Annotated in this window: 16 protein-coding genes; 4 read left to right on the top strand and 12 right to left on the bottom strand. The window is 48.9% G+C overall.

Annotated elements, in window-relative coordinates:
• Positions 1 to 227: 227 nt before the first annotated feature.
• Entirely contained in the window at positions 228 to 3,359 is a 3,132-nt protein-coding gene (locus ACO0LF_RS28925; RefSeq protein WP_423020446.1) for a PAS domain S-box protein, read from the bottom strand.
• A 657-nt stretch (positions 3,360 to 4,016) separates the two neighbouring features.
• Between ACO0LF_RS28925 and ACO0LF_RS28920 the strand changes: the two genes are divergently transcribed.
• The 4 genes from ACO0LF_RS28920 to ACO0LF_RS28905 all read left to right on the top strand — a co-directional run bounded on the left by ACO0LF_RS28920 (position 4,017) and on the right by ACO0LF_RS28905 (position 7,161).
• Positions 4,017 to 4,292 carry a metal/formaldehyde-sensitive transcriptional repressor gene (locus tag ACO0LF_RS28920; RefSeq protein WP_423020444.1) on the top strand — a complete coding sequence of 92 codons (276 nt, stop codon included), beginning with the start codon at positions 4,017 to 4,019 and terminating at the stop codon, positions 4,290 to 4,292.
• A 7-nt stretch (positions 4,293 to 4,299) separates the two neighbouring features.
• Positions 4,300 to 5,580, top strand: coding sequence for a CDF family Co(II)/Ni(II) efflux transporter DmeF (gene dmeF / locus ACO0LF_RS28915; protein WP_423020462.1), 1,281 nt, complete (start codon positions 4,300 to 4,302; stop codon positions 5,578 to 5,580).
• A complete protein-coding gene (locus ACO0LF_RS28910) occupies positions 5,577 to 5,750 on the top strand; it encodes a DUF1289 domain-containing protein (RefSeq protein ID WP_423020442.1) in 174 nt (57 codons plus the stop codon). Before dmeF ends, ACO0LF_RS28910 begins: the two co-directional genes overlap by 4 nt.
• Positions 5,751 to 5,910: 160 nt before the next feature.
• Complete coding sequence (locus ACO0LF_RS28905; protein WP_423020440.1) at positions 5,911 to 7,161, top strand: hypothetical protein; 1,251 nt, start codon at positions 5,911 to 5,913, stop codon at positions 7,159 to 7,161.
• Between the two features lie 38 nt (positions 7,162 to 7,199).
• On the opposite strand, the gene ACO0LF_RS28900 is transcribed toward ACO0LF_RS28905, so the two are convergent.
• From ACO0LF_RS28900 to ACO0LF_RS28850, 11 genes are all read right to left on the bottom strand, one after another.
• Positions 7,200 to 10,322, bottom strand: coding sequence for an efflux RND transporter permease subunit (locus ACO0LF_RS28900; RefSeq protein ID WP_423020438.1), 3,123 nt, complete (start codon positions 10,320 to 10,322; stop codon positions 7,200 to 7,202).
• Entirely contained in the window at positions 10,319 to 11,899 is a 1,581-nt protein-coding gene (locus ACO0LF_RS28895) for an efflux RND transporter periplasmic adaptor subunit (protein ID WP_423020436.1), read from the bottom strand. The genes ACO0LF_RS28900 and ACO0LF_RS28895 overlap by 4 nt, the downstream gene beginning before the upstream one ends.
• Positions 11,896 to 13,242: a TolC family protein gene (locus ACO0LF_RS28890; protein ID WP_423020434.1), complete on the bottom strand. Its 1,347-nt coding sequence runs from the start codon at positions 13,240 to 13,242 to the stop codon at positions 11,896 to 11,898. Before ACO0LF_RS28890 ends, ACO0LF_RS28895 begins: the two co-directional genes overlap by 4 nt.
• 73 nt (positions 13,243 to 13,315) lie before the next feature.
• Positions 13,316 to 13,747: a hypothetical protein gene (locus ACO0LF_RS28885; RefSeq protein WP_423020460.1), complete on the bottom strand. Its 432-nt coding sequence runs from the start codon at positions 13,745 to 13,747 to the stop codon at positions 13,316 to 13,318.
• A 99-nt stretch (positions 13,748 to 13,846) separates the two neighbouring features.
• On the bottom strand, positions 13,847 to 16,105 hold the full coding sequence (locus tag ACO0LF_RS28880; protein WP_423020458.1) for a heavy metal translocating P-type ATPase: 2,259 nt from the start codon (positions 16,103 to 16,105) through the stop codon (positions 13,847 to 13,849).
• A gap of 112 nt (positions 16,106 to 16,217) precedes the next feature.
• The gene (locus ACO0LF_RS28875; protein WP_423020432.1) at positions 16,218 to 16,868 is read right to left on the bottom strand and encodes a methyltransferase family protein; all 651 of its coding nucleotides are present in this window, start codon (positions 16,866 to 16,868) and stop codon (positions 16,218 to 16,220) included.
• Complete coding sequence (locus ACO0LF_RS28870; protein WP_423020430.1) at positions 16,855 to 17,142, bottom strand: DUF2933 domain-containing protein; 288 nt, start codon at positions 17,140 to 17,142, stop codon at positions 16,855 to 16,857. The genes ACO0LF_RS28875 and ACO0LF_RS28870 overlap by 14 nt, the downstream gene beginning before the upstream one ends.
• A 252-nt stretch (positions 17,143 to 17,394) precedes the next feature.
• The gene (locus ACO0LF_RS28865) at positions 17,395 to 17,982 is read right to left on the bottom strand and encodes a flagellar basal body rod protein FlgB (protein ID WP_423020428.1); all 588 of its coding nucleotides are present in this window, start codon (positions 17,980 to 17,982) and stop codon (positions 17,395 to 17,397) included.
• Between the two features lie 89 nt (positions 17,983 to 18,071).
• Positions 18,072 to 18,500: a nuclear transport factor 2 family protein gene (locus ACO0LF_RS28860; protein ID WP_423020426.1), complete on the bottom strand. Its 429-nt coding sequence runs from the start codon at positions 18,498 to 18,500 to the stop codon at positions 18,072 to 18,074.
• Positions 18,501 to 18,583: 83 nt separating this feature from the next.
• Positions 18,584 to 18,934, bottom strand: coding sequence for a copper-binding protein (locus ACO0LF_RS28855; RefSeq protein WP_423020424.1), 351 nt, complete (start codon positions 18,932 to 18,934; stop codon positions 18,584 to 18,586).
• 69 nt (positions 18,935 to 19,003) lie between these two features.
• Entirely contained in the window at positions 19,004 to 19,537 is a 534-nt protein-coding gene (locus tag ACO0LF_RS28850) for a cupredoxin domain-containing protein (RefSeq protein ID WP_423020422.1), read from the bottom strand.
• Positions 19,538 to 19,554: the final 17 nt, after the last annotated feature.

Raw genomic sequence — 19,554 nt, 5'->3', positions numbered from 1 at the left:
CTTTTATAACCGTCAGCGACGTCACTCGCGTCTTGGCAATATATCGCCTGCTTTGTTTGCTGAAAATTTTAATCGGCAGTCACTGGCAGCTTAGAACATGAGTGTCCGCTATTGACAGTACACCTCAGGATTCATGGCCACTTTTATGAGAATACGCAACCGGTTCGCGCAGATGTGAGGAGTGTCGGTGCATCAACATAAGTTACGCTGACGACTGATTGCACATTTTAAACAGAATTCAGACTGCTTAAATCGTCAGGCCAAACGGCGAATTGATTCCGACCACGTTTTTTTGCGAGATATAGCGCCTGATCCGCATGCTCAAGTAATTGAGGTGCATCGGAAGCATTATTAGCAAAGGCAATTCCGATTGATGTCGAGATTTTTAGCAATCCTTTTTTTGAAGGAATTGAACGCACGACAGCCTTCAGCATTTTTTCGGCAACCGTGCTTGCTTCACTAGTATCGTTCAAACCTTCTAGTACGACGACAAACTCGTCCCCAGCCAAACGAGCCACCACATCTACCTTGCGAACGGAGTCCCTTAGTGCCTCACCAAATTGGAGTAACACAGCGTCGCCTGCCGCATGGCCAAGCTGATCGTTGATTGCTTTAAAGTGGTCGATATCAAGAAACATGAGCGCTAGCAGTTTTCCGTTGCGTGCGACCCTGGCGAGCGCTTCATCCAGCCGTTCTTCGAACTGCCGACGGTTCGGCAGACCGGTCAAAGAATCAACGCGCGCGAGTTGAAATAGTTGATTTTCGATCTTCTTTTGTGCCGTAACATCGGATGTAAGTGTATATACGCCCATTACTGTACCGTCAGTCGTTTCATGCGGAACATAAACGGTTTGTAGTTGGCGTTCAACTCCGTTGAATTCGCTTGCGATAACAAAGCGAACAGTTTCACCGGCAAATGCACGGTCAAGATATTCAAGCCGATCCAGATAGCGTTTTTCTCCTATGACCTCTTTCAATAGCTTTCCAACCATTGAAAGAGGGTCAACGTCAAGCCACTGCTTAAAGGTCGCATTGCCAAATTGAAGACGGCGGTTCTTGTCCATGTAAGATATCAAGACTGGCAGGTTGTCAGTAATCAGGCGCAGGCGTTGTTCGCTTTCTGCTTGCAGCATTTCCGCCTTCTTTCGCTGAGTGATGTCGAATGTCATCACATAGAAGCCATCATTTTCGCCGTCCTGATTGAAAGACGGTAAATAGTCTGCTTGATAGTAAAATTCCCCGCGGTCAATACCGGTAGCAATCCCTTCAAAGCTACCAGTCTCGCCTTTCAATGCCTGTTGAACAAAGGGGCCAATGCGAGCATAGACATCTTCTCCCCTAACCTCGCGCATGGTTTTTCCTAACATTACTGCTGGCGGCGTGCCAAAAGTGCGGGTAACGAACTCGTTGACAAAAACATAGCGTTCTTGACGATCAATTTGGGCGATCATGGATGGCAGATTATCCGTGATTGACTTCAGGCGTTGCTCGCTAATTGCTTGTCCGATTTCGGCATTTTTTCTTGCTGTTATATCTAGCACCAAAATGAAGAAACCATTTACCACGCCATTGTCCCCAATGTCAGGAATATAGTCCCCCATGAAGTGGAAGGATTTCCCGTTGATCTCCACAGCACGTTCAAAATGGGCAGAGCTCCCTTGTTTAACAGTCGTTATGTACGGTGCGACCTCCGCATAGGACATCTCGCCAAGGACATCTCGCATTGACTTGCCGATTACGGCTATTGGATCTACGCCGAGAAATTTCTGGTAACTGGCATTCGCGAATTGATAACGCTCATTAATATCTACATAGCCAATTAAGATTGGAAGATTGTCAGTAATTGTTCGCAAAAACTTTTCATTTTCAATCAACTTCCGCTCAGCAAACTTACGCGCCGTGATATCTCGAATAAAAGCTGAAGCAATGTAATTAATGCCGTCAAACGATGCTGCTATTGACAGTTCAGTGGCGATTCGATGACCGTCACGATGCAAAGCCATTAACTCGATACGCTTATTGATGGCCGGTCCGGTACCACTTACGACAAACCGCTTCATCCCGTCAACGTGTGCCTGGCGTGACTCTTCTGGGATGAGAATATGTTCTAGATGTTGACCCATGACTTCGTCACGCGTCCATCCAAAGGTTTCTTCCGCCTGCCGGTTCCATTCCGTGATTGCACCGTCAGCGTTGATTGCAACGAATGCGTCTCCGGCATGCGTTAAAATATCGCGCAAATGCTGTTCGCTTTTATGAAGTTGGACAGAAAAGGTATAAGTCGCCTGCCGGGACGCATTGTAAGCCTTCGCTATATCGCCCAGTTCATCATTTTTAAATTTGGCAAGCGGTATTTCTTGCAAGGGTGTTATCGCATCAGTGCTCATGCTTTGATGTAAAGAAGCAAGAGGACGTAGTTGTCGCAGCATCGCCGTCGCGGTAATCAATCCTGCCGCAAGCGCCAAAATGAGTCCGTACAAGACAGCACGACGTTGTAAATCATTAATGGATTCAAATGCTTCAGCAGTAGGATAAATGGCTCCGAGTATCCAGTCGGTTGATTGAATCCGTTTGTAAACATATAGACCAGGGACACCATAACTGCTTGTTGCTTCCATACTACCTTCGAATCCAGAGAGAGCTTTCTGCACGGGTGCGTTGTTATGTCCAGCACCATTCGCCAGGGTAAATATACGTGTTTTATCGGGATGATCAATGACCGTTCCGTCACTATTAATAATAAATAAATAACCAGTGCGTCCAAATTTCACATCAGAAAATTCGCCCAAGAAATTATCTTCATGGAGATTAATCGCTGCTGAGATGACGTATGCGAGTTGCCCGTCTGGACCGATAACCGGCTGGGTCAGCGATACCTGCGCAATGCCGCTGTACCGATTCCGAAACGGCTTTGATATCACGCCTGTACGGGTGGCTAAAGTCTGCCGAAAGTAATCGCGATCACTTACGTTGACCTTTCCTATAGCGGCAGATCCATTTAAATTAGCAACAAGATTCCCTGAAAGATCTAGAATCGAGACGTTATCGAACGCTGATTTCAAGGACGGCAACGAGGTCAGAAAGCCCTGCAACGAGGATGAGCTCACATATGACGATTTCGGTATTGATTCCGCAAGTATCCGCAATGTAATTCGGCGGCTGGAAAATTTCTCATCTATGCCTTGAGCAATGCTTTCGACACGCGCCCATTGCTCAGCTTGCAACTTAGATTGGAGAATACTTTTGATCAATAAAATAGACACCAAGCTAATAAATATGGTGGCGATGAGTACACTGGCTACACTGATTGCTGTGATACGAAACGAAATACCGAAGCGCAAACGTTTAATGTTGGTCATTACCATTAGGGTTATTTTTTGCAGTTAGGTTATCGAGCGATGCCTTTTGCGGCAAATGTAACATGATGTCATTGGAACAGGACAAAAGTTTCGCAAAACTACCTTTGGAAGACATTATTTTTATTCCAAAAATCTACTTTATTGAATTTCTTTTGCTTTCAAGGAGCGAATGTATGCTCGCTTCTATTCCATATAAGATGTAAATTATCCTGAAAAAAGCGCTGACCAGTTTGCGAGCGCCAACGAACATATCGCACATTTAGGCAAGGCCCAAGGCACTATGATCGTCTAGCAGCAGTCTACATATAGTGTGTAGGGTAGGCGCGACTTCCTTGGTCGAATTACATAGCGCCGGACAGTGTTGCGAGAGATGCCCACTCGCCTGGCGATCTCTGCAAGAAAATCTGGTCACGACGAGCCGCCATCGAATAATACATAGTAATGCCATAGCAATCACTCCTGCCCTGCTTGCCTATCAAGATTAGGATTTGTTGCTAAAGGTAGTGCGCAATCGATGCAAATTATACAATAAAGTTAGTGAAACTCCAGAACTGATCTCCGTTAAGTTATCAGGTAGAAACTCTCATCCATAGTTTTGATATTCGTTGGCTAATTCATTTTATGGTATAGTCCCCCTCCCTATATTTGGAGATCGTCATGGGACACACCATCCGCGATAAGCAAAAACTATTAAACCGGGTACGTCGTATTCGTGGACAAGTAGATGCCATAGAACGTGCTTTAACAGAAGAAAGTGACTGTATCCAGGTGCTACAACAAATTACCAGTTGTCGAGGTGCGATGACAGGCTTGCTGGCTGTTGTGCTCGAAGATCATATTCGCACCCATCTAGTCGATGCTGATGCGCATAGCGGTGAACATAGTGATGCCAAAGAGCAGTTGATCGATGTTGTCCGTAGTTATTTTAAGTGAGTTAGTGATGAATGAGCTATATGAAAAACCCTTCGCGGTCGATCACGATCACGTCTTCCTGGGCGAAGGTCATGCAAAGAATGAACGCAAAACCTGGGTGGTAATTGCCCTTTGCAGTGCGATGATGATCGCCGAGATTATCGGCGGAAGTTTGTTTGGCTCCCTGGCGCTGGTAGCCGATGGATTGCATATGTCCACGCATGCTGGCGCTATGCTGATTGCGGCACTTGCTTACACCTACGCACGCAAACACGCTAATGACCGGCGTTTTGTGTTTGGCACAGGCAAACTGGGTGACTTGGCAGGCTTCACCAGTGCCATCGTCCTGGCGATGATCGCCTTACTGATTGGTTATGAGGCCATTGCTCGTCTTATGGCACCAGAGCCCATCCACTTTGCCGAGGCGATTCCCATTGCTGTAGTCGGCCTACTCGTCAATATTGTCAGTGCGTGGCTGCTGAGTGGTGACGATCATCATGGGCACAGCCATGGTCATAGCCACGGACACGACACACATATGGAGCACGACCACGATGAAGAGGTGCGGCATATAGAAACACCTGATGGCCGATTCGCGCTGTCTATTTATGAAGATGGCATTCCTCCTGTGTTTCGCATTCATACAGAAAAGGATGGGGCAACCTTAACGCCTCAGGACTTTACCGTAACGACGATTCGACCTGACGGCACACGCCAGGAATTCATCTTTTTGCGCAAAGCTGACTTCTTGCAGTCAACTACGGATATTCCTGAACCACATTCCTTTAAGGTAGAGGTCTCGCTGCACAACGACATCCACGTTACCGAGTTTGCCGAACATGCGCACGGGCATGACGACCATGACGTAGATCACCGTGATCACAACATGCGGGCAGCCTATGTCCACGTAATTGCAGATGCTGCGGTCTCTGTACTAGCGATCATTGGCCTGTTGCTGGCAAAGTCATTTGGTTGGCTATGGATGGATCCATTAGCCGGTATTGTCGGGGCGTTTGTCATTGCCAACTGGTCTTACGGTCTGATTCGTGACACGGGGAAGATATTGATGGATGTCAGTACTGACGATAAGATGGAGAATAAGGTTCGAGCGGTCGTGGATGCGGCTGGCGATAGATTACTCGATTTGCATGTTTGGCGACTTGGCCCTGGCCATTTTGGTGCTGTGCTATCCGTGGATGCTTCTGAAATACAACGTGGGCCAGCGTATTACCATTCAGAACTACGACGCCTCAAAGGTTTATCGCACATTACTGTCGAAGTTCATTCGCCAATTGCAGCTAAAGTATGAGTGTCAAGTCACCCTGTATTGAAATATGCAAATTTGAGGGCAAAACCGGTTTTTGCGTCGCCTGTTTGCGTACACGTGAGGAATGCCGTGAATGGAAAAAGATGAAAGACAACCGCCGACATCAGATTTTGAATGACAGACCGAGACGTGAGAGCAAACTCTCAGGCTAAGATCGTAAGTTAAATGTAGGCAACATTCACTAAGCGTCAGGAAAGAATCGACTATATGCTGACTTGTCGAAATTGCCTGTCCCGCCGTTACCCTATACACTTTCGCAACGCTCGGCCGATCTGATATTAGATTGGCTTAATACTCTTTTTGGGATTTCTTGTGACTGCAAACCTGATCGCTCGCTATAAAACCGACCCCGAATCGGTTTACAACACCTGGTTCATTGGCGGCGTACAAAGGATGAAGGCGTTCCGGGCAATACGCCGGGGTGTGAAAGATACTGTTGACGCCATTGCAGCCGGTAGCTTTGGCAATGATTTTAAGGGATCTCCTTTAGAAATCGTCCTGGCCGCCATTACCGAGCAAAAACAGGTATTTGAAGGAGCAGCCCATCCTTTTTACTGGAAACCCAAGCTGCGCATCCCGGATATTTACGAAAATACGCAGAATCAACAGAAGTTTGGCGCTTTTTTGAATGCATGTCTGAATGCTACGCGGGAAGATCAGGTCTTGGATGAGATGAGTCGCCTGGCAGATGCCAATATTAAAGGATTAGGTCCGTCGGTAGCGACCATTGTTTATTTTTTACATCCGACACTGGTGCCGCCGTTCAATACAGCCATCGTGAATGGGTTTAATGCATTGTTCAACGCCAAACAGAAATTAGGTTCCTGGCCAAGTTACTTATCGATGCGTGAAGCAATAGTGCAAGCCAATACAACACACCGGAGCTTGCTATCCAAAGACTTGGGTGCTTTTGCCGGATTGCTGTTCGAACTTGGTAGCGGTAGATTGATAATTCAAAACAATGCTGACGACGTTATGAAAGATCTAAAGAAAAAAGCGGAGAAAGCTGCGGCACGCCGCCATAGCCAGGTTGTAGAGGAACACAAGGAAGAATCCGAGCATACGCAAGTGCAGCCTATTTTGATCAAAATAGGCCGGGCTTTGAAATACCAGGTATTTGTGGCGCGTAATGATCGTCATCGTTCTTGTCATGGCGAGGCATTTTCTCAACTTACGATTGAACAACTGCCTCCATTAGAGGTTCCATCCGAGGTGTTGGATACTATTAGCCTCATTGACGTTTTATGGATAGACCCCAAAACCTCCAAGATCGCATGTGCTTTTGAAGTGGAAAAAAGTACTTCCATTTATTCCGGTATTCTAAGGATGAAGGATTTGGCACGTTCAATTCCGTCGGACAGCTGCCACTACTACCTGGTGGCACCAAATAAGCGTCAGCATGAAGTGATGGCGCAAATCAGCCGCCCCGCCTTTCGAGGCGATTCGGCTGACTTGTCTTTGGGGTATTTGCCGTTTGATATTTTGAGACAACATTGTGATGCGTTGTGCATGCTGGGCGAAAATCATTCCGTTCTCAAGAAAATTGCCCAGTTCAGTGCTTAGCGGTAGAACAAGGCAAGGTTAATTCCGTTTTCATCGGTTCACAATTTCCTGCGACGCAAAAGCAAATACACTGCTGGCACAACAAACATCGATAGCAATGGTGCCGTGATCATACCGCCCACCATAGGTGCTGCGATGCGCTTCATGACTTCCGAACCAGTACCTGTACCAAGCATGATGGGAACCAGACCTGCAATGATGACAGCCACCGTCATTGCTTTTGGCCTCACACGCAGTACTGCACCTTCCCGAATAGCCTCCAGCAAATCTTTTTCATCGGCTTTTCCATTGGCGACACGCGCTTCCCAGGCATGTTTCAGGTACAAAAGCATGATCACACCAAATTCAGCGGAAACACCCGCCAATGCGATAAAGCCCACACCACTGGCAACCGACAGATTATGGCCAAGCGCCCACAGCAGCCAAATACCACCAGCCAATGCAAACGGCAAGGTCGCCATGATCAGCGCTGCTTCGTCGACACGCTTGAAAGTCATGTATAACAGTACAAAGATGATTAGCAAGGTCGCCGGTACGACGATTTTCAATTTGGCTGTGGCGCGCTCTAGATATTCAAATTGTCCTGACCAGGCAATCGAATAACCTGCTGGCAGCTTCACTTCCCTGGTAACGACTTCCTGCATTTCACGTACTGTCGAGTTCAAGTCACGATCACGGATGTCAACGTATACCCACCCGGACAGGCGGGCATTTTCGCTCTTCAACATAGGTGGCCCGTCATTAATGCGAATTTCTGCGACATCACCCAGCCGGATTTGTGCGCCACGTTCAGTCAGCACTGGTAACTGCCGCAGCTTTTCGACGGAGTCACGTACTTCTCTCGGATATCGAACGTTGATCGGAAATCGCTGTAAGCCCTCAATGGTTTCGCCGATATTATCCCCGCCAATCGCTGCGGACACGATGTTTTGTACATCTGCGATATTAAGACCGTAGCGCGCCGCTGCATCCCGGTTGATATCGACATCGATATAACGTCCGCCATTGAGTCTTTCCGCCAGGGCTGAAGACACTCCAGGAAGGTTTTTGATAACGCGTTCAATATCGCTGGTAATCCGGTCTATTTCTTTCAGGCTGGTGCCTGCCACTTTCACTCCCACGGGGCTCTTGATACCGGTCGCCAGCATATCGATACGATTCCGGATAGGTGGCACCCAGATATTGGATAGCCCAGGGACTTTAACTATACGATCCAGTTCTTCTACCAGCTTATCGGTCGTCATGCCAGGCCGCCATTGATCTTTCGGCTTGAATTGTATCGTGGTCTCGAACATTTCCAGAGGAGCAGGATCAGTCGCACTTTCAGCACGCCCGGCTTTGCCAAATACACTTTTTACCTCTGGTACAGTTTTAATCAATCGATCGGTCTGCTGGAGTAACTCTGAAACCTTGCCAGCACCTATGCCTGGTAATGCAGACGGCATATAAAGCAAATCCCCCTCATCCAGTCGCGGCATGAACTCACCACCAAGCCGTGCCATCGGCCACACTGTTACTACAGCAATCAAACCAGCGACCAGCAAAGTGCTTTTAGGGAAACGTAATACCACATCCAGTAAAGGCCGGTATATCGCAATCAGGAAGCGGTTCAAGGGATTCTTTTGTTCATCAGGTATCTTGCCCCGGATCAGGTAACCCATCAGTACAGGTATCAAGGTCACCGCCAAGCCCGCAGCTGCCGCAATGGCATACGTTTTGGTAAATGCCAGCGGAGAAAATAAGCGTCCTTCCTGCGCCTCCAGGGTAAAGACCGGTATAAAGGACAAGACAATGATGAGCAATGAAAAAAACAGAGCTGGCCCGACTTCAGCTGCCGCATCGCCAATCACCCTCCAATGAGCTTCGCCCTGAAGTTTTTCACCGGGATGTGCATGGTTCCATGCTTCAATATGCTTGTGGGCATTCTCTATCATGACCACTGCAGCATCAACCACGGCACCGACTGCAATGGCAATCCCGCCCAGCGACATGATATTCGCATTCACGCCCTGGTAATACATGACGATGAAGGCCATCAGGATGCCAATTGGCAAAGTAACGATGGCGACCAACGCTGAGCGCAGATGAAACAGGAAGATGGCGCAGACAATAGCGACAACAATGAATTCTTCTATTAATTTCTCTTGCAGATTCTTGACTGCGCGAATGATTAAATTGGACCGGTCATAGGTAGTGACAATTTCCACGCCAGCAGGCAGACTGGCCTTGAGCTTTTGCAGTTTGACTTTGACTGCATCGATGGTTTCCAGTGCGTTTTTGCCGGACCGCATGACAATCACGCCACCAGCGACTTCACCTTCACCGTTCAAGTCGGCAATGCCGCGCCGCATTTCAGGCCCGATTTGTATACGGGCCACGTCGCCCAGACGCACTGATACACCTGCATCTGTGGTCATCAAAGGTATTTTACGGAAATCATCCAATGATTTCAGGTAGCCGGATGCACGCACCATATACTCGGCTTCCCCCAGTTCCAGTACTGAACCACCGGTTTCCTGATTGGCCTTCTGCACAGCTTCAATGATTTTTCCATGCGGGATGTTGTAGGCACGCATCTTGTCCGGATCTAGCTGTATCTGGTACTGGCGTACCATGCCGCCTATGCTCGCCACCTCAGACACATTCGGCACTGATTTCAGTTCGTACTTCAGGAACCAGTCCTGGAATGCTCGTAATTGCGATAAATCCATCTTGCCGCTGCGGTCCACCAAGGCATATTCATACACCCAACCTACACCTGTGGCATCCGGGCCGAGTGAAGCTTTTGCCTGGGGCGGCAAGCGAGACTGCACTTGGTTCAGGTATTCCAGTACGCGGGAACGTGCCCAGTACATATCGGTACCATCTTCAAACAATACATAGACGAAAGAATCCCCAAAGAATGAATAGCCGCGCACCGTCTTGGCACCCGGTACGGAGAGCATGGTCGTCGTCAAAGTATAGGTAATCTGGTTTTCGACAATTTGTGGTGCCTGGCCAGGGTAACTGGTGCGGATGATGACTTGCACATCCGACAGGTCAGGAATCGCATCGAGCGGTGTCCGCGACAAAGACCAGATTCCCCAAGCCGTCATCATCAGCGTAGCTAGCAACACTAGAAAGCGGTTGGCGATTGACCAGCGTATTAGTTTGGCCATCATTTTTTTGCTCCTGCAGATGAAGAAGGCATCTTCACCGTATCGTTCATCGCATTAGCAGACGGATTGGTCTTAGGTGTTTCAGCCGTTGGTGAAATAGAGGTAATCTGGTACATACCGTCCTTGGTTTGGCGTATGTCAAAAATCACGCTATCGCCAACGCTGACGTTCGCAGGCAAACCATTCGATGGTAGCTTGAAGCCCATCGTCATCGCCCCCCATTTCAGGGACGGTATAGGATCATGGGATAGTGTGATTTCGTTCTTATCTATGTTTTCGACTTTGCCACTACCATGGTGTGCCGCTGCGGCAGCTTTGTCGGTATTGACCGCTGGCGCATCCCCCATGCGCGTCACTGTGCCTTTCAGGCTAGCCTCGGAATCGATGAGAAATTGCCCGGATACTACGACTTTTTGTCCGGCTTCCAGACCTTTGCGGATTTCAGTTTGCCCATTTGCCTCTGTGCCGGTTTCGACATCCACGGGCATGAATTTACCATCGCCTTGTGCGACCATCACTACAGCGCGAGTGCCAGTCTGGATGACAGCCTCGGTAGGTACTTGCAAAATATCGTTGCGGGCCTCAGAACTGAAGCTCAAATTGGCAAACATGCCTGGTACCAGTTGACCGGACGGATTCGCCAACTCGATACGTGCTTTCAGAGTACGGGTAGCGACGTCGATCTGGGGAAGAATGGCACTGACCTTGCCTTTGAAAATAATGCCTGGCAAGGACGGAGTGCGCGCTTCAACGGCATTCCCTATGCTTACCTTGGCAGATTGATTTTCAGGGATGTCGGCATTGACCCAGATCGTACCCAGACCATTAATACGAAATAAGGGTGCACCGGTCATGACAGTCATCCCCTCACGTACAGACAATTCTGCGACTACGCCGCTGGCCGGGGCCGTGACAGTGATACGTGTGTGCACCTTGCCGCTAGCCTCTACTGCGCGTATTTGATCATCGCTCATCCCAACCAGGCGCATGCGTTGCTTTGCCCCATCCATTAATCCGGCAATACCGCTAGCCTGCATGCGCTTCGCCGTCAGGTATTCTTCCTGTGCAGCGACCCAATCCGGCACGTATAGCTCAGCCAGTACCTGGCCTTTCTTGACTGTATCTAGAGGTGCTCGAACGTAGAGTTTTTCGACAAAACCATTGCTACGTGCCTGTACCAGAGCGACATCACGCTCGTTATAAGCAACACTGCCAACCGCTATCACAGCCGATGCCAGACTACTGCGTGTCACTTCTGCAGTGCGGATACCAAGGTTTTGTTGTACACGGGGACTGATGTTGACCGAACCTTCATCACCACCATCGGCATAAACAGGTACCAATTGCATGTCCATGAAAGGCGATTTGCCAGGCTTATCAAATTTTTGACCGGGAACCATGGGATCATGCCAATACAGTACCTTTTTGGTGCCAGCAGCAGAGCTTGCCGCTGATGCACTAGAGTGTGACTCGTCAGCCTCTTGCATTCCGTGCTTGAGGCCGAGGCGATACAGACCATAACCACTACCAGCCAGAATGCCAGCACTAACCAGGGCGATGAGGATTTTTTTATTGTTCATGGCTTATCCTTGTTCATGGATTGGGTTGGATACGTCGCTTGCACATCGACAGGAAACAGGAAATTTAGTTGCGCCCATAAACGGGCAGTATCGGCTTGTAGTTGCAAGGCCTGTAGTCGCACATCGGTTTCGTTGCGGCGAGCCGCCAGCAAATCGCCGAGACTGGACTTGCCGCCGCGATAGGCACCCAAGATGGCTTGAGTACGCTCTTTTGCCAGCGGTATCAATTCGCGCTCGTAGCGAGCACTGCGCTCAAGGTCACTTTGCCACTCTTCTATCATCGCTTTCGTTTCCGCAACGTGTGCACGAAGTGTTTCGTCGCGTTCCGCCTTGGCCTGTTCGACCATTGCCAATTTGGAAGACAACTCACGATCTTGGCGATTCTTTTGATCCCACTGGAAAGGCAGTGATATGCCGACCGAAACCATATTGGAATAGGCTGAACCACGCTGCTGGAACGCGACTTCAACGCTCCAGTCGGGTTTTTTATTGGCTTCAGCCAATCTGGCATCTGTCTCAGCTATCTCTGTTTGCCTGGTCAGTACTGCAATCTGGGGATGATGAGCAAGTGACTTGTCCAGTACCGATAAATCCAGACGAATCTTCTCGATACTGGGCTCACCTGCCAATGGAAGTTCGGGGTCGCTCCCAGTCCAACGGCTTAACATCGTCTTGGCAGTACGCACTTTGCGTAAGACTTCACTTTGACGGTCATCGACCATGCTGAGTGCACTTCGGGCTGCGAAGATATCTGCCTGGTTACCACGGCCGGCGCGGTAGTTACTCTCGGCAGCTTCAATTTCAAGTTGGGCCTGGATGGATTGTTCTGTGACTACAGCAGCCATGCGTTCTGCGTAGTATCGATCAAGCCAGGCTACAGCGGTGTCGCGCTGGATAGCGGCAATCGCGCTGCTTTTCTCTGCCAGGGACTTTTCTGCCAGACGGTCATAGCGCTCTGCACGTAATTGGCGTTTGTCGTTTCTAGTCAATTCTTGCATGACGCCAATGCGACGCATGGTCATGAAATCGCTAGTCAAACTGCCACGGTCAGGGCCGCTGACTGGCAGGTTATCAATTCCCGCCTTCAAGATAGGATCGGGCAACTGACCGGCAGCGACTGCCATTTCGCGGGAAGCAGTGACCGCCATATCTTGCGCGATCAATTGACGGGAACGGATAACTGCAAGTTGTTGGGCACTGCCCAAAGTCAGTAAAGACTCTGTAGCAAGAACATTAAGCGGAGTGAGTCCAAAAGCAATTGCTAAAGGGATCAGCACCAGGCACTGAGAATAAAGATTTGTTTTTTGGTGCACAAACATAGGCGCACGGAATAAGAATGACATGAAACCTCCAGATAGCAAAAATGGCACTTCCGTCGATAAGACGTAGCAGTGACAGACTAGGCAATCTGGAAATTTAAATGCGGAAACAGCAGTTGCGTATAGCGATGGGCGGTGCGCTGGAACGTGCCAGATAGGAAAGCTGTGGTTGATGGCCTTGTGGAAGACCGGCAATATCAATCAGTTGTAAGGTCAGCGTCAGTCCAGCCAATACAAAGGATTGCACATCGGGTGTTTGCGGCTTATCCAATGATTGTTTTGCATAAGGATCCTCTGCATGTGCATGACACAATGCAGGTTGCTCTTTGTCCATGCCAGCGCAGTCAGCCATAGCGGCAGAGCTGATATCTCCGGATAACGCAGGGTTTTCATTACCCAACATATGGCCTGGGCAGACGTATGACGCCACAGCAAGCTGCATAAACAGCATGCTGAAGAGCACGATCAACGCAGTGAGCAGGCGATGTGGACGAGATAATTTCACGTATTTATTGTATTCAATTAACATTAAAAACAAAATGGATCAGGAAATCAGTGAACAGCATCAACTTCCTTACCCAGATTATAGTTACCTTTTCGAGATATTTCCTTGATCAGTCTCAAATAGTCAACTGTCTACACCATGTTTTCTCAACCGCAGCGCGTTGCCTATGACGGAAGCTGAGCTCAAACTCATCGCTAATGCAGCAATCAGTGGTGAGAGTAACCAGCCAGTCATCGGATACAAAACGCCAGCAGCGACTGGAATACCCAAACCGTTATACAAGAAAGCAAACAGCAGATTTTGTTTCATATTACCTACGGTGTCGTCCGACAATAAGCGTGCAACAGAGATGCCGCGCAGGTCACCTTTAACGAGGGTAACCTGGGCACTGTTCATGGCGACATCGGTGCCGGTACCCATGGCGATACCTACGTCGGCTTTTGCCAGTGCAGGTGCGTCATTGATCCCGTCACCTGCCATGGCAACGATGCGGCCTTCTTTTTGTAGACGTTCAACCAGTAAAAGTTTGTCTTGCGGCTTTACCTCCCCAAAGACTTCATCCAGGCCGAGCCTACTACCAACAGCTTTTGCTGTGGTCAGGCCATCACCCGTTGCCATAATGATGCGAATTCCTGATGCTTTAAGTGTGGCCAGGGCTTCCGGGGTGCTTTTCTTGATCGGGTCTGACACCGCAAGCAATCCTGCCAGTTGATTGTCTACAGCCAGGTACATGACGCTTGCGCCCTCAGCGCGAAGATCTTCTGCCTGCGGCATCAAGCCTTGCACTTCCACGCCTAATTGCTCCATGAGAGTCGTATTGCCCAGCGCGATCCCACGATGATTGATAGTGCCACGTACGCCAATTCCTGACCCTGATTCAAAGTTTTCTGGTTTGTCCAGAGTGAGTCCCCGTTCGCGAGCGGCTCGCACAATCGCATCGGCCAAGGGATGTTCGCTACCCTGATCGAGGCTGGCTGCCAGGCGCAGCACTTCTTCTTCCTGGTAGCCAGAGGACGGAATCGCTTTATTGAATGCAGGACGGCCTTCAGTTAAGGTACCGGTCTTGTCAACTATCAGGGTATCAACCTTGCGTAAATTTTCTATGGCAGCTGCATCGCGGAATAAAACACCTTGCGTGGCACCACGGCCAGTTGCCACCATGATGGACATAGGAGTAGCCAGGCCCAAGGCACAGGGGCAGGCAATGATCAATACCGAAACAGCATTGATCAGGCCAAAGACCCAGCGCGGTTCAGGCCCCCAAATGCCCCAGACAAAGAAAGTCAGGATGGCAATGCCGATCACCGTCATCACGAAATATCCGGCCACAAGGTCCGCCATTCTCTGCATCGGCGCCTTTGACCGCTGTGCCTGTGCAACCATCTGAACGATTTGTGCCAACATCGTGGCAGACCCTACGCGTTCAGAGCGCATGACCAAAGCACCATTCGTATTTAAAGTGGCACCGATGACTTTATCACCAACCCGTTTAGTCACAGGGACAGGTTCTCCAGTAAGCATGGATTCGTCAACGGCACTACTACCCTCAGTCACGCTACCGTCAACCGGTACTTTTTCTCCTGGGCGAATACGCAGTAGATCGCCGATATGGACATTGGTAAGCGGTATATCTTCTTCATTTCCATCCGCATTGATACGTCGTGCAGTCTTGGGAGAAAGACCCAGCAAGGATTTTATCGCTGCCGAAGTCTGGGAGCGTGCTTTCAGTTCCAGTACTTGCCCCAGTAAAGTCAACGAAATAATCACTGCTGCCGCTTCAAAATACACGGCAACACGTCCCATGGAGATAAACGACTCAGGAAATACTTGTGGTATCACTGTCGCGACCACACTATAGATGAAAGCAGCACCGGTTCCCAAGCCGATCAATGTCCACATGTTAGGACTACTGTGCAACACGGATTGCCACCCTCTGGTGAAGAAAGGCCAACCTGCCCATAACACGATGGGTGATGCAATGGCCATTTCCACCCAGCTCTGCGCAGACATCTGCATCAAGTGAAGTGATTCCCCAAACATGGCAAGAATAAAAACAACCACCGTCAGAGGTAAAGTCCACCAAAACCGATGCTGAAAATCCTTTAATTCAGGATTCTCATCTGCCTCCAGTTCCGGGATCAGTGGCTCCAGCGTCATGCCACACTTAGGACAATTGCCCGGATGATCTTGCCGTATTTCGGGGTGCATGGGACAAGTGTAGATAGTTCCGGGAGGCCGGTCTTCCACGGTGGCCGAAATGGCTTTAGGTAAAATATACTTTCCAGGCTCTGCATTAAATTTGCTATGGCACTTGCTACTGCAAAAATAATACATTTTGGCATCATGTAACTCTTTATGTTCTGACTGTTCGGTGACGGTCATGCCGCACACAGGATCTTTTAGTCCTGTGTCATTGGAAGATATAGGCGCAAGTGTAGGTGCTGGTGCAGTGACTGTATCGCTCATGGTTATTACCCTTTAATGTGATGCAGAATCAATGACAAGCGGGACTGACAGACAAGTGCGGAAAAAATCGTGGCGTCCGCTTTGCGTAACGGGCAAATTCATCACCAAATTGTGCCTGCATCTCTCTTTCTTCCGTGACAGCCAGGCGACCGTACATGATCAGTAATATCGGGAACATGACCAATGTTAATACTGTAGGCCATTGCAACAAGAATCCCAGAAGAATTAAGACAAAAGCGACATATTGTGGATGACGGATTTTGGCGTAGGGACCAGTAGTTGCCAGCGAGTGACTTTTCTGGGCATGGTAAAGCACATTCCAGGAACTGGATAAGAGGTAAAAGCCGAACCCCAAGAACACATAACTGGCGATGTGCAGTACGCCAAAATGCGGATCATCTTTTTCTCCCAACAAGGTGGACCATAAATGGCCTGCGTTGTGCGACAAAATATCCAGATTGGGATAGTGCGTCTGCAACCAGCCTGACATCAGGTAAATGGTGAGCGGGAAGCCATACATTTCTACGAACAGAGCGACGATGAATGCAGAAAATGCGCTAAAGCTACGCCAGTCACGTGCCGTTTGCGGTTTAAAGAAACTGAACGCAAACATGATAAAAATGGTCGAATTGAGTATCACCAGTGACCATAGTCCATAAGAGTTTTCACCGTGGTTCATGTCGGTTCTCCTTATTCGCGCTGGCATCCTTGTCTTGGGCGCTTGAGGACTCATCATCTTGATGCTGGCTATGTTGCCCATGTCCGTGATGCATGAAGACGTGCATCAACGGACATGCAAGTAACAGCAAAAATGGCAATGCGCCGATCACGTGCGCCAAATGTTCTGTCAATAGAAAGTAGGCGGCAACTGCACCAATGACGAGATATCCAAGGGCGTATCTGGAACGCCAGAAACCACCTGGTTCGGAATGACTTTCGTGTTCGTGTTTCATGACACACCTCCTTATTTAGCAACAGCTGTAGAGATGGACATGCTGTCCATCATCGTTTGCACCATGTCTTCAATCATGTCCTGCATGGTCATGTCTCTTAGAATAGGCGCTGTACCTGGGTACGGAGTCAATCATTATTCATGCGAATTGCAGTCTGTTTGATCTACGTCAAGCACCTGCCTCGTCAGTATCAAAACAGTCGATCAAAACTACAATAGAAGTGAGAGAATTCGTTTTATGCTCTCCCGATTTTTAGTAAGGTGTATTTTTGAGTAACTCTTCCATGTCTTTATAGTGCCCCCGTACCCGATCGACGTGATATTCGTACATCAGTGCATTCTGGGTAAACTTGACCCGCTCGACATCCATTTCTACTGTGTTGCCATCAATCGCCCCCTGGCTAGGCGTAACATAGTGAGGCGTTACCGTTTTTGAGGTCTTTCCGTCTCTCAGTGCCGCATCAATATCAATGTCCATGGCCTTATATCCAGGGGTGTCGGCATTGGCGATATTAGAGGCCAGCAATGTCTGGCGATAGACACGTAAATCCAGGGCGCGCTCGTTGAAACCATGTTCCAAGGCTTTACTGAACAACCCAGGCAAGGGGAAATGGACGGCGACGTTTGATAAAGTGAATGGTACTGGTCCTGCAGGCGCAAGTTGGGTGACGCCATCTGTCGATCTTTGTTCGGCATCGGTTGATGTCGCTTTATCTTTTATACGTGCCAAGGCTTCCGCAAAAGATCCCTGATTCAGAGGATTTGATTTTGCTTGTGCTGGTGTAGAAGACGTGACGTTGGAGGTGGTTAGCGGCACTAAAGATTCTGAGATACTTTTCATATAACTTCTCCACTAATCAGGTCTGCTACCGCGATGCTTAATCACAATTGCCGGGGGCTACCTGTACTAAGACTGGGATTTTCTCTTCACTATTTCGCTTTTCGGGAAGACCAGTGCACATGCACGATTTGCCAGTCTTCGCCGTTTTTTTGCAGTAAGGCAGTTTCTGTCCCAAAGATTTGTAAGTCCTTACCCTTGACCTTGGCTTTGGTCTCTGTTTCCGCCCAAATCACCGCCAGATTCCCGTCAATTCTTTGGCTTTGCTGCAATACTGTGCGTGTCGATGTCTTGGCAAAAGTTATATCTTCCGGTAGATGATGTCCGGCATACTCTGCCCGTGAACGTTCGACATAACCGGACTCATAGATCGTGATGTCCGGTGCGAGCAGTTCAGTGGCCTTCGCTTTATCACCTGCGGCCATGGCCGCATAGAAGGCTGCTAAGGCATCTTTGGGCTCACTGGCATAGGTAAGGCTTGTCAGCATACTCAATGCCAGAAGTGTCAGTAATTTGATCATCGTCGTGTTCTCCTTTTTTTATTTAATTGAGTACATATACCAGCCAGCCTAACGTGCTGGCTGGCACACGTAGCGCATTGCGTTTATTTTGCGACTTGTATTTCGGTGACCACGATTGCGCCATCCGCTTTTTCTGCTCTGAATTTCACCTTGTCCCCGGCCTTCAGTGTGTCAAGTACAGCAGGATCTTTGATCTTGAACACCATGGTCATGCCAGGCATATCCAGGTTTTTGATATCGCCGTGTTTCAGCGTGATCTTGTTGGTACTCTTATCAATTTTTTTGACTTCGCCATCCGTCATGTCGCTACTGGCACTATTGGCACTACTCATGGAAGCAGATGCTTTTGCAGACATGGAGTGATCTGAAGCAAAGGCTGTATGAAATGTGATGGCAGTAAGAACGCCCAGGGTCACAGATTTAATAATGGTCATGATGTTTCCTATTTTTTAAGTGAATAAATCAAATTACCGTGCAATCAGTTGCGTACACGGTCTGCATCATTAGTGTTTGTGTTCGTGAGCATCAGGTTCAGCACCGGCACTAGCTGTGGCAACAGTCTTGCCTTTTGCGACGGCGACCTTACCCTTCATGCCAGCGTCATAATGACCAGGTTGCAGGCATGCGAAATCAATCTTTCCAGCCTTGGTGAATTGCCAAACAACTTCACCTGTCTGGCCACCAGCTAGGGTGATCATGTTGGGATCGCTGTGTTCCATTTCCGGATTTTTCTTCATGACTTCGTAGTGTTCTTTCAGTTCCTTTTCTGTTCCCAGGACGAATTCATGCTTGATGCCGCCAGAATTCTTAATCACGAAACGAATGGTTTCACCTTGCTTGGCGACGATGTTGGAAGGTGTAAAACGCATGTTGTCAGTCATGTTGACATTGACGGTGCGGGTGGTTGCTGTGGCGGTGCCTGGCTTGCCGATGGCTTCGCTATCATGACCATGTGCGTGGTCGTCATGGGCGAAACTGGCTTGAGCGGCAAATGCGAGCGCTAAAGTGACTGTGATGGTAGTGAGACGAGTTTTCATAGGGTGATCCTTTCAGT

Origin of the sequence: Undibacterium sp. Di27W (assembly GCF_049340345.1) — a bacterium.
Classification (GTDB): Bacteria; Pseudomonadota; Gammaproteobacteria; order Burkholderiales; family Burkholderiaceae_D; genus Undibacterium.
Note: the sequence above shows the minus strand (reverse complement) of the source record. Positions and strands in the feature narration are given on the sequence as shown.

Coding starts and splice junctions, on each gene's coding strand:
- ACO0LF_RS28870 (WP_423020430.1), bottom strand. CDS start 17,142: ATGAAACACGAACACGAAAGTCATTCCGAACCAGGTGGTTTCTGGCGT.
- ACO0LF_RS28900 (WP_423020438.1), bottom strand. CDS start 10,322: ATGATGGCCAAACTAATACGCTGGTCAATCGCCAACCGCTTTCTAGTG.
- ACO0LF_RS28910 (WP_423020442.1), top strand. CDS start 5,577: ATGAGTGTCAAGTCACCCTGTATTGAAATATGCAAATTTGAGGGCAAA.
- ACO0LF_RS28860 (WP_423020426.1), bottom strand. CDS start 18,500: ATGATCAAATTACTGACACTTCTGGCATTGAGTATGCTGACAAGCCTT.
- ACO0LF_RS28875 (WP_423020432.1), bottom strand. CDS start 16,868: ATGAACCACGGTGAAAACTCTTATGGACTATGGTCACTGGTGATACTC.
- ACO0LF_RS28885 (WP_423020460.1), bottom strand. CDS start 13,747: ATGTTAATTGAATACAATAAATACGTGAAATTATCTCGTCCACATCGC.
- ACO0LF_RS28890 (WP_423020434.1), bottom strand. CDS start 13,242: ATGTCATTCTTATTCCGTGCGCCTATGTTTGTGCACCAAAAAACAAAT.
- ACO0LF_RS28855 (WP_423020424.1), bottom strand. CDS start 18,934: ATGACCATTATTAAATCTGTGACCCTGGGCGTTCTTACTGCCATCACA.
- ACO0LF_RS28865 (WP_423020428.1), bottom strand. CDS start 17,982: ATGAAAAGTATCTCAGAATCTTTAGTGCCGCTAACCACCTCCAACGTC.
- ACO0LF_RS28895 (WP_423020436.1), bottom strand. CDS start 11,899: ATGAACAATAAAAAAATCCTCATCGCCCTGGTTAGTGCTGGCATTCTG.
- ACO0LF_RS28920 (WP_423020444.1), top strand. CDS start 4,017: ATGGGACACACCATCCGCGATAAGCAAAAACTATTAAACCGGGTACGT.
- ACO0LF_RS28850 (WP_423020422.1), bottom strand. CDS start 19,537: ATGAAAACTCGTCTCACTACCATCACAGTCACTTTAGCGCTCGCATTT.
- ACO0LF_RS28880 (WP_423020458.1), bottom strand. CDS start 16,105: ATGACCGTCACCGAACAGTCAGAACATAAAGAGTTACATGATGCCAAA.
- dmeF (WP_423020462.1), top strand. CDS start 4,300: ATGAATGAGCTATATGAAAAACCCTTCGCGGTCGATCACGATCACGTC.
- ACO0LF_RS28925 (WP_423020446.1), bottom strand. CDS start 3,359: ATGACCAACATTAAACGTTTGCGCTTCGGTATTTCGTTTCGTATCACA.